The 16978-nt window shown below is 57.3% G+C and carries 16 protein-coding genes; 4 read left to right on the top strand and 12 right to left on the bottom strand.

Going from position 1 to position 16978, the window contains the following annotated elements; translation table 11 throughout:
- Positions 1–60: 60 nt before the first annotated feature.
- Positions 61–942, bottom strand: a complete 882-nt coding sequence (locus tag DD597_RS22290) for a LysR family transcriptional regulator (RefSeq protein ID WP_003860268.1) — start codon at positions 940–942, stop codon at positions 61–63.
- A 102-nt stretch (positions 943–1044) separates the two neighbouring features.
- On the opposite strand from DD597_RS22290, the gene DD597_RS22285 reads away from it, so the two are divergent.
- Positions 1045–1455 (top strand): CidA/LrgA family protein, encoded by a 411-nt coding sequence (locus DD597_RS22285; protein WP_022650231.1) that lies wholly within the window; start codon positions 1045–1047, stop codon positions 1453–1455.
- The gene (locus DD597_RS22280) at positions 1448–2137 is read left to right on the top strand and encodes an LrgB family protein (RefSeq protein WP_022650232.1); all 690 of its coding nucleotides are present in this window, start codon (positions 1448–1450) and stop codon (positions 2135–2137) included. Before DD597_RS22285 ends, DD597_RS22280 begins: the two co-directional genes overlap by 8 nt.
- 33 nt (positions 2138–2170) lie before the next feature.
- On the opposite strand, the gene actP is transcribed toward DD597_RS22280, so the two are convergent.
- The 3 genes from actP to acs form a co-directional block, all read right to left on the bottom strand.
- Complete coding sequence (gene actP, locus DD597_RS22275) at positions 2171–3820, bottom strand: cation/acetate symporter ActP (protein ID WP_008503395.1); 1650 nt, start codon at positions 3818–3820, stop codon at positions 2171–2173.
- Positions 3817–4131, bottom strand: a complete 315-nt coding sequence (locus DD597_RS22270; protein ID WP_032608251.1) for a DUF485 domain-containing protein — start codon at positions 4129–4131, stop codon at positions 3817–3819. The genes actP and DD597_RS22270 overlap by 4 nt, the downstream gene beginning before the upstream one ends.
- A gap of 89 nt (positions 4132–4220) precedes the next feature.
- A complete protein-coding gene (gene acs, locus DD597_RS22265) occupies positions 4221–6179 on the bottom strand; it encodes an acetate--CoA ligase (RefSeq protein ID WP_109948763.1) in 1959 nt (652 codons plus the stop codon).
- A 423-nt stretch (positions 6180–6602) separates the two neighbouring features.
- On the opposite strand from acs, the gene gltP reads away from it, so the two are divergent.
- Positions 6603–7916, top strand: a complete 1314-nt coding sequence (gene gltP, locus DD597_RS22260; RefSeq protein ID WP_003860256.1) for a glutamate/aspartate:proton symporter GltP — start codon at positions 6603–6605, stop codon at positions 7914–7916.
- An 83-nt stretch (positions 7917–7999) separates the two neighbouring features.
- Here the strand turns inward: gltP and DD597_RS22255 are convergent, their stop codons facing one another.
- From DD597_RS22255 to fdhF, 3 genes are all read right to left on the bottom strand, one after another.
- Positions 8000–8674 (bottom strand): tetratricopeptide repeat protein, encoded by a 675-nt coding sequence (locus tag DD597_RS22255; RefSeq protein ID WP_045894774.1) that lies wholly within the window; start codon positions 8672–8674, stop codon positions 8000–8002.
- Positions 8675–8795: 121 nt separating this feature from the next.
- Complete coding sequence (locus DD597_RS22250) at positions 8796–8948, bottom strand: Hok/Gef family protein (RefSeq protein ID WP_003860252.1); 153 nt, start codon at positions 8946–8948, stop codon at positions 8796–8798.
- A gap of 321 nt (positions 8949–9269) precedes the next feature.
- Positions 9270–11417, bottom strand: coding sequence for a formate dehydrogenase subunit alpha (fdhF, locus tag DD597_RS22245; RefSeq protein ID WP_080340436.1), 2148 nt, complete (start codon positions 11415–11417; stop codon positions 9270–9272).
- 256 nt (positions 11418–11673) lie between these two features.
- Here fdhF and DD597_RS22240 point away from each other — a divergent pair, with 256 nt between their 5' ends.
- Positions 11674–12405, top strand: a complete 732-nt coding sequence (locus DD597_RS22240; protein WP_003860246.1) for a response regulator — start codon at positions 11674–11676, stop codon at positions 12403–12405.
- On the opposite strand, the gene DD597_RS22235 is transcribed toward DD597_RS22240, so the two are convergent.
- The 5 genes from DD597_RS22235 to DD597_RS22215 are packed head-to-tail and all read right to left on the bottom strand — an operon-like array spanning position 12387 to position 16978.
- On the bottom strand, positions 12387–13406 hold the full coding sequence (locus DD597_RS22235) for a carbohydrate kinase family protein (RefSeq protein WP_003860244.1): 1020 nt from the start codon (positions 13404–13406) through the stop codon (positions 12387–12389). The two genes, DD597_RS22240 and DD597_RS22235, sit on opposite strands and share 19 nt — an antisense overlap.
- Complete coding sequence (locus tag DD597_RS22230) at positions 13406–14266, bottom strand: ketose 1,6-bisphosphate aldolase (protein ID WP_003860242.1); 861 nt, start codon at positions 14264–14266, stop codon at positions 13406–13408. Before DD597_RS22230 ends, DD597_RS22235 begins: the two co-directional genes overlap by 1 nt.
- A gap of 10 nt (positions 14267–14276) precedes the next feature.
- Entirely contained in the window at positions 14277–14963 is a 687-nt protein-coding gene (locus DD597_RS22225; RefSeq protein WP_050871348.1) for a D-lyxose/D-mannose family sugar isomerase, read from the bottom strand.
- 49 nt (positions 14964–15012) lie between these two features.
- On the bottom strand, positions 15013–15954 hold the full coding sequence (locus DD597_RS22220; RefSeq protein ID WP_003860240.1) for an ABC transporter substrate-binding protein: 942 nt from the start codon (positions 15952–15954) through the stop codon (positions 15013–15015).
- A 28-nt stretch (positions 15955–15982) separates the two neighbouring features.
- Positions 15983–16978, bottom strand: a complete 996-nt coding sequence (locus DD597_RS22215) for a ribose ABC transporter permease (protein WP_003860239.1) — start codon at positions 16976–16978, stop codon at positions 15983–15985.

Below are 16978 nucleotides of genomic sequence, written 5' to 3'. Positions count from 1 at the left end.
TAGGGGAGAGGGAACCGATCGAGCCCCTCGCCCTATGGGGAAAGGGGTTGGGGTGAGGGGTCAGGGCACCCAAAACCCCTCACAGCATTGCAACCACGCCTGCGCGCTGTGCGACAGATAGACCCCTTCACGCCAGATCATCCCCAGCTGCCAGTGCAGGTCGCTCTCCAGCGGGATCCAGCGCAGCGTGTTTTTATCCAGCCGCTCGCAGATCGGCTGCGGCAGAATGGCAATCCCCACGCCCGCCTGTACCATCGCCGCCAGAAAATCCCACTGGCCGCTGCGCACCGCAATGCGCGGCTTTACGTTGTGCTGGTTAAACAGCGCCATCAGCTGGCGGCTTAAGGCAAAATCTTCGTTGTAAATCAGCAGCGGGTGTTCGCCGAGCAGCTCGGGTTTTACTGAGTCTATCTTCAGCCAGTCGCCGGAGCGCGGCACCAGCACGCACAGCGGGTGGCTGAACAGCGGCAGCGTCGCCAGGCCGCTTTCCTCCTCTACGGGAAGGGCCGTCATGGCCACGTCCAGTTCACCGTTCATCACCGCCTGCTGCACGGTCAGGCCGCCAAATTCAGAAATTTTTAGCTCAACGCCGGGATAGCGCTGACGAAACAGGCTTATCGGCCCGGCCATCATCATGCCGACCATCGGCGGAATACCGAGCCGCAGCAGCCCTTTTGTCAGGTGGTTGATGTCCCCAAGCTCGGCCTCCAGCTGGCGGAACTCTGCCAGAATGGCCAGCCCGCGCTCGAACACTACGCGACCGGTATCGGTCAGCAGTAGCTTGCGCCCGTCGCGGATCAGCAGCGTACAGTTCAGCTCATCTTCGAGGTTTTTCAGCATTTTGCTGATGGTCGGCTGGGTTACGAATAACTTCTCCGCTGCGCGAGTAAAACTTTGCTGGCGAACCACCTCGACAAAATAGCGCAGCGTTCTTATGTCCATGATTATTCCTCGAAACTATACCTTCGATGATTTTAATTCATTTCAGTCGATACCGTACGCTCACTATACTGGCGCCTCGTCTCATTTCTGAGGAAAACCCCCATGGCCGTGGCGTTAAGCCGTGTTACGCCTGCCGTTGTGCAACGACTTCAGGTACCGGTTCAGGTACTGCTTTACGCGGGACTGTTTGTTTTCGCGGAATATCTTGTCGACTGGCTGCATCTGCCTTTACCCGCCAACCTGGTGGGGATGGTGCTGATGCTGACGCTGATCCTCTGTCGCGCGTTGCCCCTTAACTGGGTGCGCGCCGGGGCGCGCTGGCTGCTGGCGGAGATGCTATTGTTCTTTGTGCCGGCCGTGGTGGCGGTGGTGAATTATGCACAACTGCTGATGGTCGACGGCTGGCGCATCTTTGCGGTTATCGCCCTGAGCACGCTGATGGTGCTGGGCGCCACCGCCTGGGTGGTGGATAAGGTGTATCGCTTTGAAATCAGCAGGCAGAAGCATGACTAACTTTCAGATAAGCCTGCTGTGCCTGATTGCGACAGTTGTCATCTACTTTGCCAACAAGCGCCTGTATCGCCGCTTTCGCGCGCTGCCGCTGATGCCGTTGGTCTTTACGCCGATCCTGCTGGTGCTGATGCTGGTCTTCGGCCATATCTCCTGGCAGAACTACATTGGCGAATCCCACTGGCTGCTGTGGCTGCTCGGCCCGGCGACCATCGCCTTCGCCGTACCCGTTTATGACAACCTCGCTATTATCAGACGCCACTGGATGTCGCTCAGCGCGGGCGTCGTCACCGCGACGGTGGTGGCGGTGTGCAGCTCGGTCTGGCTGGCGCGGCTGTTTACCCTGTCGGATGAAATCCAGCGCAGCCTGGCGGTGCGTTCGGTGACCACGCCGTTTGCGTTGGCAGCCGCCAAACCGCTCGGTGGCCAGCCGGATCTGGTGGCGCTGTTTGTGGTGGTGACGGGCGTCTTTGGGATGGCGGTGGGCGATATGCTGTTTCTGCGGCTTTCTATTCGGGAAGGAATGGCCAAAGGCGCGGGATTTGGCGCGGCGTCGCACGGCGCGGGCACGGCACGTTCCTATGAGCTGGGACAGCAGGAGGGCGTTGTCGCGAGCCTGGTGATGATGCTTTCGGGCGTCACGATGGTGCTGATCGCACCGCTGGTGGCGTGGGTGATGTTTTAAGCTCCCCGGCCAGAATGGCCGGGGAGAAAAGGCTTAGTGCGCGCGGCCCTGCTCAACGCCAAGACCGGTTTGTGAACGAATAAACTGGGCGCGGAATTTCTCGCGCTCCAGGTTACCTTCCGGCGAATTGTCGGTAGCCGAGAAGACCCAGATACCGATAAACGCCACGGCAATGGAGAACAGCGCCGGATATTCATACGGGAAGATGGCGCTGGCGTGACCGAGGATCTGCACCCAGATCGTCGGGCCCAGAATCATCAGGATCACCGCCGTCAGCAGCCCCAGCCAGCCGCCAATCATCGCGCCACGGGTGGTCAGTTTCGACCAGTACATGGAGAGCAGGATGATCGGGAAGTTACAGCTTGCCGCGATGGAGAAAGCCAGCCCCACCATAAAGGCGATGTTTTGCTTCTCGAACAGAATGCCCAGCAGGATCGCCACAACGCCCAGCACCAGCACGGTGATTTTGGAGACCTTCAGCTCATCGCGCTCGCTCGCGCCTTTGCGGAAGACGTTGGCGTAGAGGTCATGCGAGACCGCCGACGCGCCGGCCAGCGTTAAACCCGCAACCACCGCAAGAATGGTGGCGAAGGCCACGGCAGAGATAAAGCCGAGGAACAGGTTGCCGCCCACCGCGTCGGCCAGATGCACCGCCGCCATGTTATTGCCGCCAATCAGCGCGCCTGCCGCATCTTTAAACGCCGGGTTCGCCCCCACAAGCATGATCGCGCCAAAGCCGATAATAAAGGTCAGGATATAGAAGTAACCCATAAACCCGGTGGCGTAGAACACGCTCTTACGCGCTTCACGCGCATCTGACACCGTGAAGAAGCGCATCAGGATATGCGGCAGACCTGCGGTACCGAACATCAGGCCGAGACCGAGCGAGAGCGCGGATATCGGATCTTTCACCAGCCCACCCGGGCTCATGATCGCTTCCCCTTTCGGGTGGACCGCCATGGCTTCGGTAAACAGGTTATTGAAGCTGAACCCAACGTGCTTCATCACCATAAAGGCCATAAAGCTGGCGCCGAACAGCAGCAGCACGGCTTTGATGATCTGCACCCAGGTGGTGGCCAGCATGCCGCCGAACAGCACGTACATCACCATCAGCACGCCCACCAGCACCACCGCGATGTGGTAGTTCAGGCCGAACAGCAGTTGGATCAATTTACCCGCGCCCACCATCTGCGCAATCAGGTACAGCGCCACCACCACCAGCGAACCGCAGGCGGAGAGGGTGCGAATCGGCCCCTGCTTCAGGCGATAGGAGGCGACGTCAGCAAAGGTATAGCGCCCCAGGTTACGCAGGCGCTCGGCAATCAGGAACAGAATGATCGGCCAGCCGACAAGGAAGCCGAGGGAGTAGATCAGGCCGTCATACCCTGAGGTATACACCAGCGCGGAGATCCCGAGGAACGAGGCGGCGGACATAAAGTCACCCGCAATCGCCAGCCCGTTCTGGAAGCCGGTAATGTTGCCGCCTGCGGTGTAGTAATCGTTACGGGAGCGCACGCGTTTCGACGCCCAGTAGGTGATATACAGCGTCAGCACCACGAAAATCAGGAACATCACAATCGCCTGCCAGTTGGTTGGCTGGCGCTGGACCTCGCCGGTAATGGCATCTGCTGCATGGGCAGCAAAGGGAAGTGTGGCGGCGAGCGCCGTCAGAATTCTCTTCATGATGCTTTTACCTCGCGCAGAACTTCTCTGTTAAGACGATCGAATTCACCGTTCGCACGCCAGACGTACACACCCGTGAGCACAAACGAAATGATGATAACGCCAATCCCAATCGGAATACCGCGCGTGACGCTGGTACCCTCATGCAGCGGGGTGCCCAGCCAGTGCGGCGCAAAGGCGATCAGCAAAATAAAGCCGACGTAGATAATTAGCATGATGATGGAAAGCAAGAAGGCAAACCGTTGCCGTTTTTCGACCAGCTCCCTGTAGTGCGCACTATTCTCTATCTGCTGACAAATATCGTTATTCATCACAGAAATCTCCAGAAGTAAGGTTGGTTTGTTTTATCCCCTCTCCCCTATGGGGAGAGGGTTAGGGTGAGGGGAGAGGGAGAAAAAAATTATGAAGGCATTGCGATGGCCTGCTTCTCTTCGAGCAGTTTTTCCACCACGCCAGGATCCGCGAGCGTTGAGGTATCACCGAGGTTGCTGGTGTCCCCTGCCGCGATTTTGCGCAAGATACGGCGCATGATTTTGCCGGAGCGGGTTTTCGGCAGCGAGTCGGTCCAGTGCAGCACGTCCGGCGTCGCCAGCGGGCCAATCTCTTTACGCACCCAGTTGCGCACCTCGGTATACAGCTCTGGCGACGGCTCTTCGCCGTGGTTCAGGGTGACGTAGGCGTAGATCGCCTGGCCCTTGATGTTGTGCGGAATGCCGACAACCGCCGCTTCGGCAATCTTCGGATGCGACACCAGCGCAGACTCAATCTCCGCCGTGCCCAGACGGTGGCCAGAGACGTTCAGCACGTCGTCCACGCGTCCGGTGATCCAGTAATAACCGTCTTCATCCCGGCGCGCGCCGTCGCCGCTGAAGTACATGTTTTTGAAGGTCGAGAAGTAGGTCTGCTCGAACCGCTCGTGGTCGCCGAACAGGGTACGCGCCTGGCCAGGCCAGGAATCGACGATCACCAGATTGCCCTCGGTGGCGCCTTCCTGCGGATTGCCTTCGTTATCCACTAGTGCAGGCTGTACCCCGAAGAACGGACGGGTGGCCGAACCGGCTTTCAGCTGCGTGGCGCCCGGCATCGGGGTGATCATAAAGCCGCCGGTTTCGGTCTGCCACCAGGTGTCCATCACCGGGCACTTCTCGTTGCCGATCTTCTTCCAGTACCACTCCCAGGCTTCCGGGTTGATCGGCTCGCCCACGGAGCCGAGGATGCGCAGGGAAGAGCGGTCCGTGCCTTCGATGGCTTTATCGCCTTCCGCCATTAATGCGCGGATCGCCGTTGGCGCGGTGTAGAGAATGTTGACCTGATGCTTATCAACCACCTGGCACATACGCGCCGGCGTTGGCCAGTTCGGTACGCCTTCAAACATCAGCGTCGTTGCGCCGCAGGCCAGCGGGCCGTACAGCAGGTAGCTGTGGCCGGTGACCCAGCCCACGTCGGCGGTACACCAGTAGATGTCGCCCGGATGGTAGTCGAAAACGTATTTAAAGGTGGTGGCCGCGTAAACCAGATAGCCGCCGGTAGTATGCAGCACGCCTTTCGGCTTGCCGGTGGAGCCGGAGGTATAAAGAATAAACAGCGGATCTTCCGCGTTCATCTCTTCCGGCTGATGCTGGTCGCTCGCTTTTTCAATCAGATCGCTCCACCACAGGTCACGCCCCTCGTGCCAGTCGATTTTGCCGCCCGTGCGTTTGAAGACAATGACGTTACTGATGGATTTCACGTTCGGGTTTTTCAGCGCTTCATCAACGTTTTTCTTCAGCGGAATACCGCGCCCGGCGCGCACGCCCTCGTCAGCGGTGATCACCAGCTTCGAATTCGAGTCGACAATACGCCCGGCAACCGCCTCCGGCGAGAAGCCGCCGAAGATAACGGAGTGGATCGCGCCGATGCGCGCGCAGGCCAGCATCGCCACCGCCGCTTCCGGCACCATTGGCATATAGATCGCCACTACATCGCCTTTTTTAATGCCCTGGGCCAGCAGCACGTTGGCAAAGCGGCACACGTCGCGATGCAGTTCTTTATACGAGATGTGTTTACTCTGAGAGGCATCGTCGCCTTCCCAGATGATAGCCGTTTCGTTGCCGCGTTCGGCAAGATGGCGGTCCAGGCAGTTCGCCGCCAGGTTCAGCGTGCCGTCTTCATACCATTTAATGGAGACGTTGCCCGGCGCGAAAGAGGTGTTCTTTACCTTCTGATAAGGTTTGATCCAGTCGAGGATGTGACCCTGCTCACCCCAGAACGCGTCAGGGCTGGAAACGGACTGCTGGTATTTCTCCTGGTACTGCTCCGGACTTATCAGGCAACGGTCCGCAATGTTTGCGGGAATGTCGTGTTTGTGTATTTGGCTCATGGCTTTTTTTCTCCTTGTAAGATGTTAATAATATGTCGCAAAAACGTTAATAGTAGGGGCTTTACAAGCTTTGTTTAGTATTTGGGCGACAGATCACGCAATGTCTGAAGAGTATGAAAATTGAGCGAATGAAACTTTGAAGGGAAATAATTCATCTGAAGAATTATTCACTTTTTTGAAGTGAAAATATTTTGTATAACAAACGGTTATTTATGCGAATTGCTATAAATTACCGACAATGACACTTTTTGCAGTGAAATGCCTTGTTCTTTAAGGCTTGCGCAGCATGCCGTGCAAATGATACTCATACGGCGCGTTAAAAAATCCCATAAACCAACGCAACACAATTCATACCCTTTCAGTATGTCTCCATATTCATGCAGTTTTGATGGTGCGGAGATTTCATTGAGGAAGTCAGTTTCTATGAAAAATTTGAAAGTCAGCCTGGCCTGGCAGATCCTGCTGGCCCTTGTGCTGGGCATCTTGCTGGGCAGTTACCTCCATTATCATAGCGACAGTCGCGAGTGGCTGATTGCGAACCTTCTCTCCCCTGCGGGCGATATCTTTATTCATCTGATCAAGATGATTGTTGTGCCGATTGTGATCTCGACGCTGGTGGTCGGTATCGCGGGTGTTGGTGATGCGAAACAGTTAGGCCGCATCGGCGTTAAAACCATTCTCTATTTCGAAGTGATCACTACGGTTGCCATCGTACTTGGCATCACCCTGGCGAATGTGTTCCAGCCTGGTGCCGGGATCGATATGTCGCAGCTGGCGACGGTGGATATTTCGAAATACCAAAGCACAACCGCCGATGTGCAGAGCCATTCGCATGGGTTGATGGGGACTATTCTCTCGCTGGTACCGACCAACATTATCGCGTCCATGGCGAAGGGCGAGATGCTGCCGATCATCTTCTTCTCGGTACTCTTTGGCCTGGGGCTTTCTTCCCTGCCCGCGACGCACCGTGAACCGCTGGTGACCGTGTTCCGCTCTATCTCCGAAACCATGTTCAAAGTCACCCACATGGTGATGCGTTATGCGCCAGTCGGGGTATTCGCGCTGATTGCGGTGACCGTAGCGAACTTCGGCTTTGCCTCCCTGTGGCCGCTGGCGAAGCTGGTGATTCTGGTGCACTTCGCGATTCTGTTCTTCGCGCTGGTGGTGCTGGGCATTGTGGCGCGCCTGTGCGGGCTCAGCATCTGGATCCTGATCCGCATCCTGAAGGATGAGCTGATTCTGGCGTACTCCACGGCAAGCTCCGAGAGCGTACTGCCGCGTATCATTGAGAAGATGGAGGCCTACGGTGCGCCGGCGTCCATTACCAGCTTCGTTGTACCGACCGGTTACTCCTTCAATCTGGATGGTTCAACGCTGTATCAGAGTATTGCAGCGATCTTTATCGCGCAGCTGTACGGCATTGACTTGTCGCTGTGGCAGGAAATCGTACTGGTTCTGACGCTGATGGTGACTTCAAAAGGGATCGCAGGCGTGCCGGGCGTCTCCTTCGTGGTGCTGCTGGCGACGCTGGGCAGCGTCGGTATTCCGCTGGAAGGCCTGGCGTTTATTGCCGGTGTGGACCGTATCCTCGACATGGCGCGTACCGCGCTGAACGTGGTGGGTAATGCCCTGGCGGTACTGGTAATCGCTAAGTGGGAACACAAGTTCGACCGTAAAAAAGCGCTGGCGTATGAACGCGAGGTACTGGGTCGTTTTGATAAAACGGCTGACCAGTGATGTAAAAAGCCGGGTGGCGGCTTCGCCTTACCCGGCCTGCATAAGCCGTAGGCCCGGTAAGCGCAGCGCCACCGGGCAACAATTTACTCCCCGCTCAATGCATCAAACTCTTCACACCCGGTATCAAACCCTTCGGTACAGCTCAGGTTTAACCAGTAAAGCGCTTTCTGCTTATTCGGTGTGATAAAGCCTTTCTCACCCTGCCTGAACAGCATTCCTGCCCAGTACTCCGCATAGCCCGTCCGGGACAGAGCCGAACTCCGCTTGAACCACGATGCGGCCTGCACGTCATCCTGAGGAACTTCAACGCCGTTGGCATAGATCAGCCCCAGCAGCTGTTGCGCGTCTACCGCCGAGTCGCTATCGATGTCTTCGGTCGCCGATTGCAGCAGTGCGATGGCCTGCGGGTAGTCGGTTTTGCCCGCCTGCGTGTTCACCAGCACACGCGCCAGCATGATCGCGCCGCGTTTGCTGCCCGCAATGTTTGCCTGTTGGGCCAGGGCTTTAGCCTGCGCATAGTCACCCTGCGAAAAGTGGATTTGCGACAGCAGCGCCATGGCGTCGACATCACCGCCTTTTGCCGCTTTTTCCGCCCACAGCGCCGCCTGCGCGCTGTCGCCGGAACTGAACCAGGTATCGGCGAGATAATACTGCGCGCGCGCATCGCCCGCTTCAGCCTGCTTTATATACTGGCTGCCTATCTCATCGGCATGGGCAAACGCGGTTAAAAATAACAACATCAGAAAAAGGATTTTCATGGATTCTTATCATCTGGGTACACGCCGCGCAGTATAATCGCGGCGACAGAAGAAAAAAACGGGTGCGTTAAGACCTCAGCATCCCACAAGCCGGGCGGAACACGCGTTCCGCCCGAAGAGGTTAGCCTGCGTTACAGGCTAATTTCGCCGCCACCTCCTGATGTTCACTCTTTATTGAAAACTCGCAGAGCCTGCCGCGAGTAATAAAGGTAAAGATCACTATCGTCAGGCAAACAATAAAGACGATGCCTAACGCAGTTTTTAAAGGCGTCATGCCTTTTACTCCTTGTCAAAAAAAGAATAAGAGGCTACTCTCAACTTGTTGGAGTTGAGGGAGTAGCCTCGGGTAAATGAAAATTTCCCGGGGCTTTCTACTTTCTGTCCCTCAACAATGCTCAAGACAGAAAGTCTTAAGCACCCGCCGCACATCTTATCCCTCTGAATTAAAATGCAAAGATGTAATTCTATTCTGCGTAAATTACATTATTTCTGCGAGCCGCTTTCCAGAATAATAATCTCTATTTCTTATGAATTAATCGGAAATAAAAAGGGAGTGAATATATCACTCCCTTTATTCAACGATAAATTAACGGCTTCAACCCATTGCGCTTTCGCGCAGTCGGGCTTTCAGCTTGTTATATTCGTCGATCACATACTGTTCCGCAGCGTGTTGATCCGCAATGGACTCCACGTTTACGGCGCAGTATTTATACTCCGGCGTTTTGGTTATCGGGCTTAAGTTCTCGGTCACCAGCTCGTTGCAGGCGCCAATCCACCACTGGTAGGTCATATAGACTGCCCCTTTGTTCGGACGGTCGCTGACCTGCGCGCGGGTAATGATGCGGCCTTTACGCGAATTCACCCACACCAGCGCTTCATCTTCAATACCGAGCCGTTCGGCATCGGCGGTGTTGATCTGCGCGTAACCCGGTTCATCCGCCAGCGCCGCCAGCGCGGCGCAGTTGCCGGTCATGGAACGGCAGGAGTAGTGGCCCACTTCACGCACGGTGGAGAGCACCATCGGATACTCGTCGGTGAGCTTATCGATCGGCGCGACCCAGTCGCAGGTGAAGAACTGCGCCAGCCCGTTCGGGGTGTCGAACTTCTCTTTAAAGAGGTATGACGTCCCCTGATCGGATTCTGACTCATCCCGGCACGGCCACTGGATGTAGCCCAGCTCACCCATTTTTTCATAGGTTGCCCCATAAAAGTCCGGGCACAGATGCCGCAACTCGTCCCAGATCTCCTGGGTGTTGTTGTAGTGCATCGGGTAGCCCATGCGGGTGGCGATTTCGCTGATGATCTGCCAGTCCGTTTTCAGATCCCATTTCGGCTCGACGGCCTTGAAGAAGCGCTGGAAGCCGCGGTCTGCCGCCGTATAGACACCTTCATGCTCGCCCCAGGAGGTCGACGGCAAAATCACATCCGCCGCTGCCGCGGTTTTGGTCATAAAGATATCCTGAACAATCACCAGCTCCAGATCCTCAAAGCCTTTGCGCACTGCGGACAGTTCGGCGTCGGTCTGGAGCGGATCTTCACCCATGATGTAGGCCGCACGCACTTCACCGTGCGCCGCGCGGTGCGGCAGCTCGCTGATGCGATACCCGGTGTGTGCCGGCAGGCTCTCCACGCCCCAGGCCTTCGCAAACTTCTCGCGGTTTTCCGGGAATTTGACGTACTGGTAGCCCGGATAGGTGTCCGGCAGCGCGCCCATATCACACGCACCCTGCACGTTATTCTGACCACGCACCGGGTTCACGCCCACATGCGCTTTACCCAGATTGCCGGTCAGCATGGCGAGGCTGGTGAGCGAGCGCACGGTTTCCACGCCCTGGTAGAACTGGGTCACACCCATGCCCCACAGAATAGCGGCGGTTTTCGCCCCGGCATACATTCTGGCCGCTTGACGAATCTCCTGCGCGCTGACGCCGGTTATCGCTTCGACGGATTCAGGCGTATAGCCCTCGACTATTTTCTTATACTCTTCAAATCCTTCTGTACGGGTCGCGACAAACGCCTGGTCGTACAGGTTCTCCTCAATAATGACGTGCCCCATTGCGTTCAACAGCGCGATGTTTGAACCGTTTTTCAATGCAATGTGCATATCCGCAATGCGCGCGGTTTCAATTTTGCGCGGATCGCAGACGATGATTTTCGCCCCATTCTGTTTAGCGCGAATAACGTGGTTCGCGACGATAGGGTGAGAATCCGCCGGGTTATAACCAAAGATGAAGACGAGATCGGTATTATCTATCTCGTTGATGGCATTACTCATTGCGCCGTTACCGACCGACTGGTGCAGACCTGCAACCGATGGGCCGTGTCAGACGCGAGCGCAGCAGTCGACGTTATTGGTACCAATAACGGCGCGCGCGAATTTTTGCATCACATAGTTGGTTTCATTCCCGGTTCCGCGTGAGGAGCCGGTGGTCTGAATCGCATCCGGGCCATACTTGGCCTTGATGGCGCTGAGGCGCGTGGCGACGTAATCCAGCGCTTCATTCCAGGAGACGGCTTCCAGCTTGCCGCCGCGCTCGCGGCGGATCATAGGGGTTTTCAGGCGCGGGGTGAGGATTTGGGTATCGTTAATAAAATCCCAGCCGTAATATCCTTTCAGGCACAGCGTGCCCTGATTGGTTTTACCCTGCGCCGCTTCCGCCCGGACGATTTTGCCGTTATTGACCACCAGGTGGATCTTGCAACCTGAGGCACAATAAGGGCAAACCGTGACGACTTTTTTCATCACTTTGCTCCAGTTAAACAGTTCTTACCTGCCCAATATGCAGCTTCTATGCCATGTTTTTATTATGGGTATTTCCTGACTTTACGACCCTTTGCGTGGCAAAACCCTGACGAAAAACAGCCAATCGTCAAAATTGACGTGTCGAAAGGGCAGGGGATGTGACATGGATTGAATTTCCGTCACGTAAAAAACAATTCGGCTGGAGCCGGCGGCAGAATGGTTCAGACTTAACATAATTCCCTGACGGAAGCATGCGATGAAACCGGCGATTCTGGTGGTTGACGATGATGTCGCAGTCTGCGAACTGCTACAGGATGTGCTCAGCGAGCACGTCTTTACCGTACTGACGTGTCACTCTGGGCAGGACGCGGTGAACCGTGTCCAGCAGGACTCCGGCATTGCGCTGGTTCTGCTGGACATGATGCTGCCGGATATCAACGGATTACAGGTTTTACTGCAACTGCAAAAGCAGCGACCATCGCTACCGGTGGTAATGCTGACGGGGCTGGGAAGTGAATCAGATGTGGTCGTCGGGCTGGAAATGGGCGCTGATGATTACATCGGAAAACCGTTCAATCCGCGCGTGGTGGTCGCCCGCGTTAAGGCGGTGCTGCGGCGTACCGGCGCGCTGGACGCGGAGCCTGCCGCGCCGCGCGTTGAAGGTATTGCCTTTAACGGCTGGACGCTGGACACCACCCGCTGCGAGCTGAGCGATCCGCAGCGTAATACCGTGCCGTTAACACAAGGCGAATATGGCCTGCTGCTAGCATTAACGCAAAACGCCCGCCGGGTACTGAGTCGTGAACAGCTGCTGAAGCTGACCCACAGCGAAAGCGCCGAGGTCTTTGACCGCACTATCGACGTGTTGATCATGCGGCTACGGCGAAAAATTGAGGTCAATCCGCACCAGCCTCTGCTGATCAAAACCATTCGCGGTCTGGGCTATGTTTTTGCCACGGACGTTTCCCATCATGAGAAAGCCGCCTGACCGTTCTCCTGAATAAACGCCTGAAGCTCGGCCAGCGTTTTCGCGCCGTCAATTGCATTAGCCGCCAGCAGGCTGGCCCGCGCGCAGGCGTGCGCCAGATAAATACTCTCCGTCAGCGGCAGGGATTCATGGCAGCCGTATAAAAAGCCCGCGCAAAACGCGTCGCCCGCGCCGACGCTGCCGATAATCTCGTCCTGCGTCAGCTTCCACGACGGAACCCATTGCCCTTTTTCACCCGGCGCTTCACCCCATGCCCCTTCCGGACAGTGGATCACCACCCGCTGTCGCACGCCTGCCGCCAGCAGTTGTGTGGCAGCGTCGGCGATATGGGCCATGTTCAGCGCATCATGGCCGTCACGGATCTCAAGCCCGCTAAACTCACCGGCTTCCAGCTCGTTAATCACCAGATAATCAAGATGGCGCAGGGCAGGGAGCACCAGCGGCTGATAGCGCGGATCGCCCTTGCGGGACACCAGATCGAGCGAGGTTTCATACCCCTGATCGCGCATCTGTGCCAGTAACCGCGCGCTGCGGGTGCCAAATTCCTCGTCCGGCATGTCCAGGCTGTCGAGCAGCAGCAGGTAGCCGAGATGGAAGATCTTCAGCGATCCGTCTAAACGATCGAAGGCGGGAAGATCCAACAGGCGGTTGGCGCCCGGCGAGTGGAAAAAAGTGCGCTGTCCGCTGGGGTCGGTCATCACCTGCGACATCGACGTTGGGGCGAACGTTGTACGCTGCACGCGCTGGCGATTGACGTGATACTGGTCGAGCATCGCCAGAATATAGTCTCCGTCGCTGTCTTCCCCAATCAGCCCCACCGCCTGTAACGGCAGGCCGACGTGCATTTTCGCCAGCGTCAGCAGAACGTTGAGCGGCGCACCGCCGGTTGAGCGCTCACTGTGGGTGATTTCCGCCAGCCAGCCGCGCTCCGGCCACTGTACGATCTGGTGGACGTGATCCACCAGCATGTTGCCTGCGGCGATAATCCCTTTGCGTTCCATTATGCCTGCCCCGCGCTGCCGAAGATGCGCATCTGTTCCGCAACCGTATCGGTAATGGCCTCTTCAATGCCCAGCAGCAGCTCTGCAAATTCATCGTACAGCGGCTGGCGGTTTGCCATGCGCTGCTCAACGGCGGCGAGCGCGGCCTGCGACATGCCGGTATAAAAGTTGATTTTATGAATGCCCAGCTCGATGGCGCGGCGGAAATCAGTATCGCTTATGCCAGAGCCGCCGTGTAAAACCAGCGGCAGGCCCGTCTGCTGTCGAATGGCGTCCAGACGCGGGAAATCAAGCTTCGGCTCGCCCTTGTATTTGCCGTGCGCGTTGCCAATGGCGACCGCCAGCGCGTCGATACCGGTTAAATCGACAAACTCGCGCGCCAGCTGCGGATCGGTGAAGAAGGCTTCATCCGCATGCCCGTAAAGCGCACCCCCTTCATCACCCCCGACCGCGCCCAGCTCCGCCTCTACCGAGACGCCCACCGCATGGCACATCTTCACCACTTCCCGCGTCTGGCGGATATTTTCCTCATAGCTCAGCGTCGAGCCGTCGAACATCACCGAGCTGAACCCTAAGCGCAGGGCGCGCACGACGGCCTCAAAATGCAGCCCGTGGTCGAGGTTAAGCACCACGGGAATATCGTGACGGGCGGCTTCGAACTTCACTGCTTCGACAAGCGACTCCAGAGACACGTACTTAAAATGCACTTCGGCGATGTTGATGATGAACGGCGAGCGTTCCTGTTTCGCGGCGGCAAACAGCGCACGCAGGAAGTGGGAGTCGAGCACGTTGAACGCGCCCAGGGCGTAGCGGTGTTCCCTGGCGTGGGCCAGACCATCGGCAAGAGAAATCAATGGCATCATTCACTCCTTATATCCGAAACAGGTTGTACTCGTTGCACAGCACCAGCACCGCCGGTTCGTCTTCTTCAATGGTGTTGTAGCGGTCAATGGGCTGTAAAAAGTGGTTGTCGTGTTCATCGTCATTGACCGACGACACTTCGCCCACCAGCACGTCGCCAAAGCCGCGTTCACCCCAGAAACTGTGGTACAGGCCGGGCGTCAGGCAGATGCTCTCCCCTGGTGTGAGGCGCAGCTGGCTGCCGGGCGCGTGCGTCTGCCGACAGCCGTCGACGGTAACGGTCACGTCGGTGTTTTCGGTCTCTTCATGCGCGCCCGCATTCCATAACTCAATAATCAGATTCCCGCCGCCGCGGTTAATGATGTCCTCCCGCTTGCGCCAGTGAAAATGCATCGGCGTCACCTGGCCGTCGCGGACGTGCATGATTTTTTCGGCATAGCACTTTTCATAGGGCACGCCGTTGGGGGAGCCGTTGCGCAGGGTGAACAGCGTTAACCCCTGTGCAGCGAAGTTGTTGCCACCAAATGCCGTCACGTCCCAGCCGAGCCTGAGGTCAAACACCTCCTGCCATGCGGCCTGGTCAAGCTGCTGCCATTTTGTCGGCGGAAAGCTGGCAAAAGGCGGGAGATGCACGTCGTGCATGGAGAAGAACTGCCGCGTATGGCCGAGGATTTCATTGATGTCGGAGCGTTTCATGGGGACTCCTTGAAAACAGTTCCCTCTCCCGGTGGGAGAGGGAAAAGGATCATTTAACCGTCCACCCCTTATACGTGCCGACGTTCTTTTTATCGATCATCGTCACCGGGATCAGCACAGGCTCTTTCGGCGCAGGTTTGCCCTGAAGAATGTCATAGCCGATCTCCACCGCCTTCGCCGCCATCACCTGCGGATCCTGCGCTGGCGTCGCCACAAACAGGGAGTTTTCGCGCTTCAGGGCTTCTTCACCGTCCGGGCTGCCATCCACACCAACGATAAAGAACTCGTTGCGCTGCGCCTGCTTCGCGGCCAGATCGGCGCCGATCGCGGTAGGATCGTTAATCGCGAATACGCCGTCGATCTTCGGATTAGCCGCCAGCAGGGAGGTCATGACCTCCAGCCCGCCTTCACGGCTGCCTTTGGCGTTCTGGTTATCCGAGAGCACTTTGATATCCGGGTGGCGCCTGAACTCGGTCTGGCAGCCCTCCACGCGGTTTTGTACCGCAGAAACCGGCGGCCCGTTGATGATCACCACGTTGCCTTTACCTTTCAGGCGGTCGGTAATGTACTTACAGGCCATCTCACCCGCCTGGGTGTTATCGGAGGTGATGGTCGCATCGGCCCCTTCCGCCGCCACGTCAACCGCCACGACCACGATCCCCGCCTCTTTGGCGCGTTTTACCGCCGGGCCGATCCCTTTGGAATCCGCGGCGTTGAGGATGATCATGTCCACTTTCGCCGCAATGAAGTTATCAATCTGCGACACCTGCTGGCCCAGATCGTACCCGCTGGAGACCAGCGTCACCTTGACGTTGTCCCCCGCCAGCTTGCGCGCTTCCAGCTCGGCACCTTTGGTGATCTGCACGAAGAACGGGTTAGCCAGGTCGCCCACCGTCACGCCGATGGATTTCAGATCTTTTGCCTGCGCAAACGGGGTTGCGGCCAGCAGCGCGCCAGCACAGAGCGCGGTCACTAAGGGCTTCAATCTCATGCTGTATTCCTCACGTAGGGTATTGTTGTTATGCACTTTGATGGTGTCGGGTACGGTATTTGTCGATCAGCACCGCAATGATGATCACCGCCCCTTTGATCACCAGCTGCCAGAAGTAGGAGACGCCCATCAGCGTCATGCCGTTGTTGAGGGTGGCGATGATCAAGGCACCGACCAGCGTGCCGGTGATCGTGCCGATCCCGCCGACGAAGCTGGTGCCGCCGAGGATCACCGCCGCAATTGCATCCAGCTCATACCCCGTGCCGAGGTTGCCATTGGCGCTGTAGAGACGTGAAGCGCTCATGACGCCGCCGAGACCGGAGAGCAGGCCGCTCATGCCGTAGACAAACAGCAGCACCAGCCAGACCTTAATGCCCGTTAAGCGCGCCGCCTGCATATTGCCGCCGACCGCATAGATGTGAACGCCGAGGGTTGTGCGACGCAGAATAAACCAGCACACCACAATCACCGCCAGGGCGATCACAACCAGCCAGGGGATCGGGCCGAGGTAGTTATTGCCGATCCACTCGAAGTTGATGTTGGAGTTAATGACCGTCGTGCCGTCCGCCAGCAGGTAGGCCGCGCCGCGCAGCGCCGTGTAGGTGCCGAGCGTGACGATAAATGGCGGAAGTCCGGCGAAGGCCACCAGCGCGCCGTTGAACAGCCCCAGTACCATACCGAGCATTAGCGCCGCCGGAATGGAGAGCATCGCAAATTCAGGGATAAGCGAGACCACCATCGCCGCTACCGCCGTAGTACCCAGAATCGAGCCCACGGAGAGGTCAATCCCGCCGGTCAGGATGATGAAGGTCATCCCCGCCGCCAGCACGATGTTGATCGACGCCTGCCGGGTAATATTCAGCAGGTTGCTCTCGGTGAAAAAGTTCGGGGCGATAAAGCCAAATACCGCCACAATCAGGATTAAAATCGGCAAAATTCCGATCGTTTGCATCAGATCGCTCATCAGCATTTTTTTGGCAGAGGCGGATTTCGCCACCTGCTGCGGATGGGTTGGAGTTGTCAT

It is taken from the genome of Enterobacter cloacae complex sp. 677-3DZ2D5B, assembly GCF_004136695.1.
In the GTDB taxonomy this organism is placed as follows: domain Bacteria; phylum Pseudomonadota; class Gammaproteobacteria; order Enterobacterales; family Enterobacteriaceae; genus Enterobacter; species Enterobacter hormaechei_C.
The sequence above is the reverse complement of the archived record's forward strand: the minus strand, read 5'-3'. Positions and strand labels throughout refer to the sequence as shown.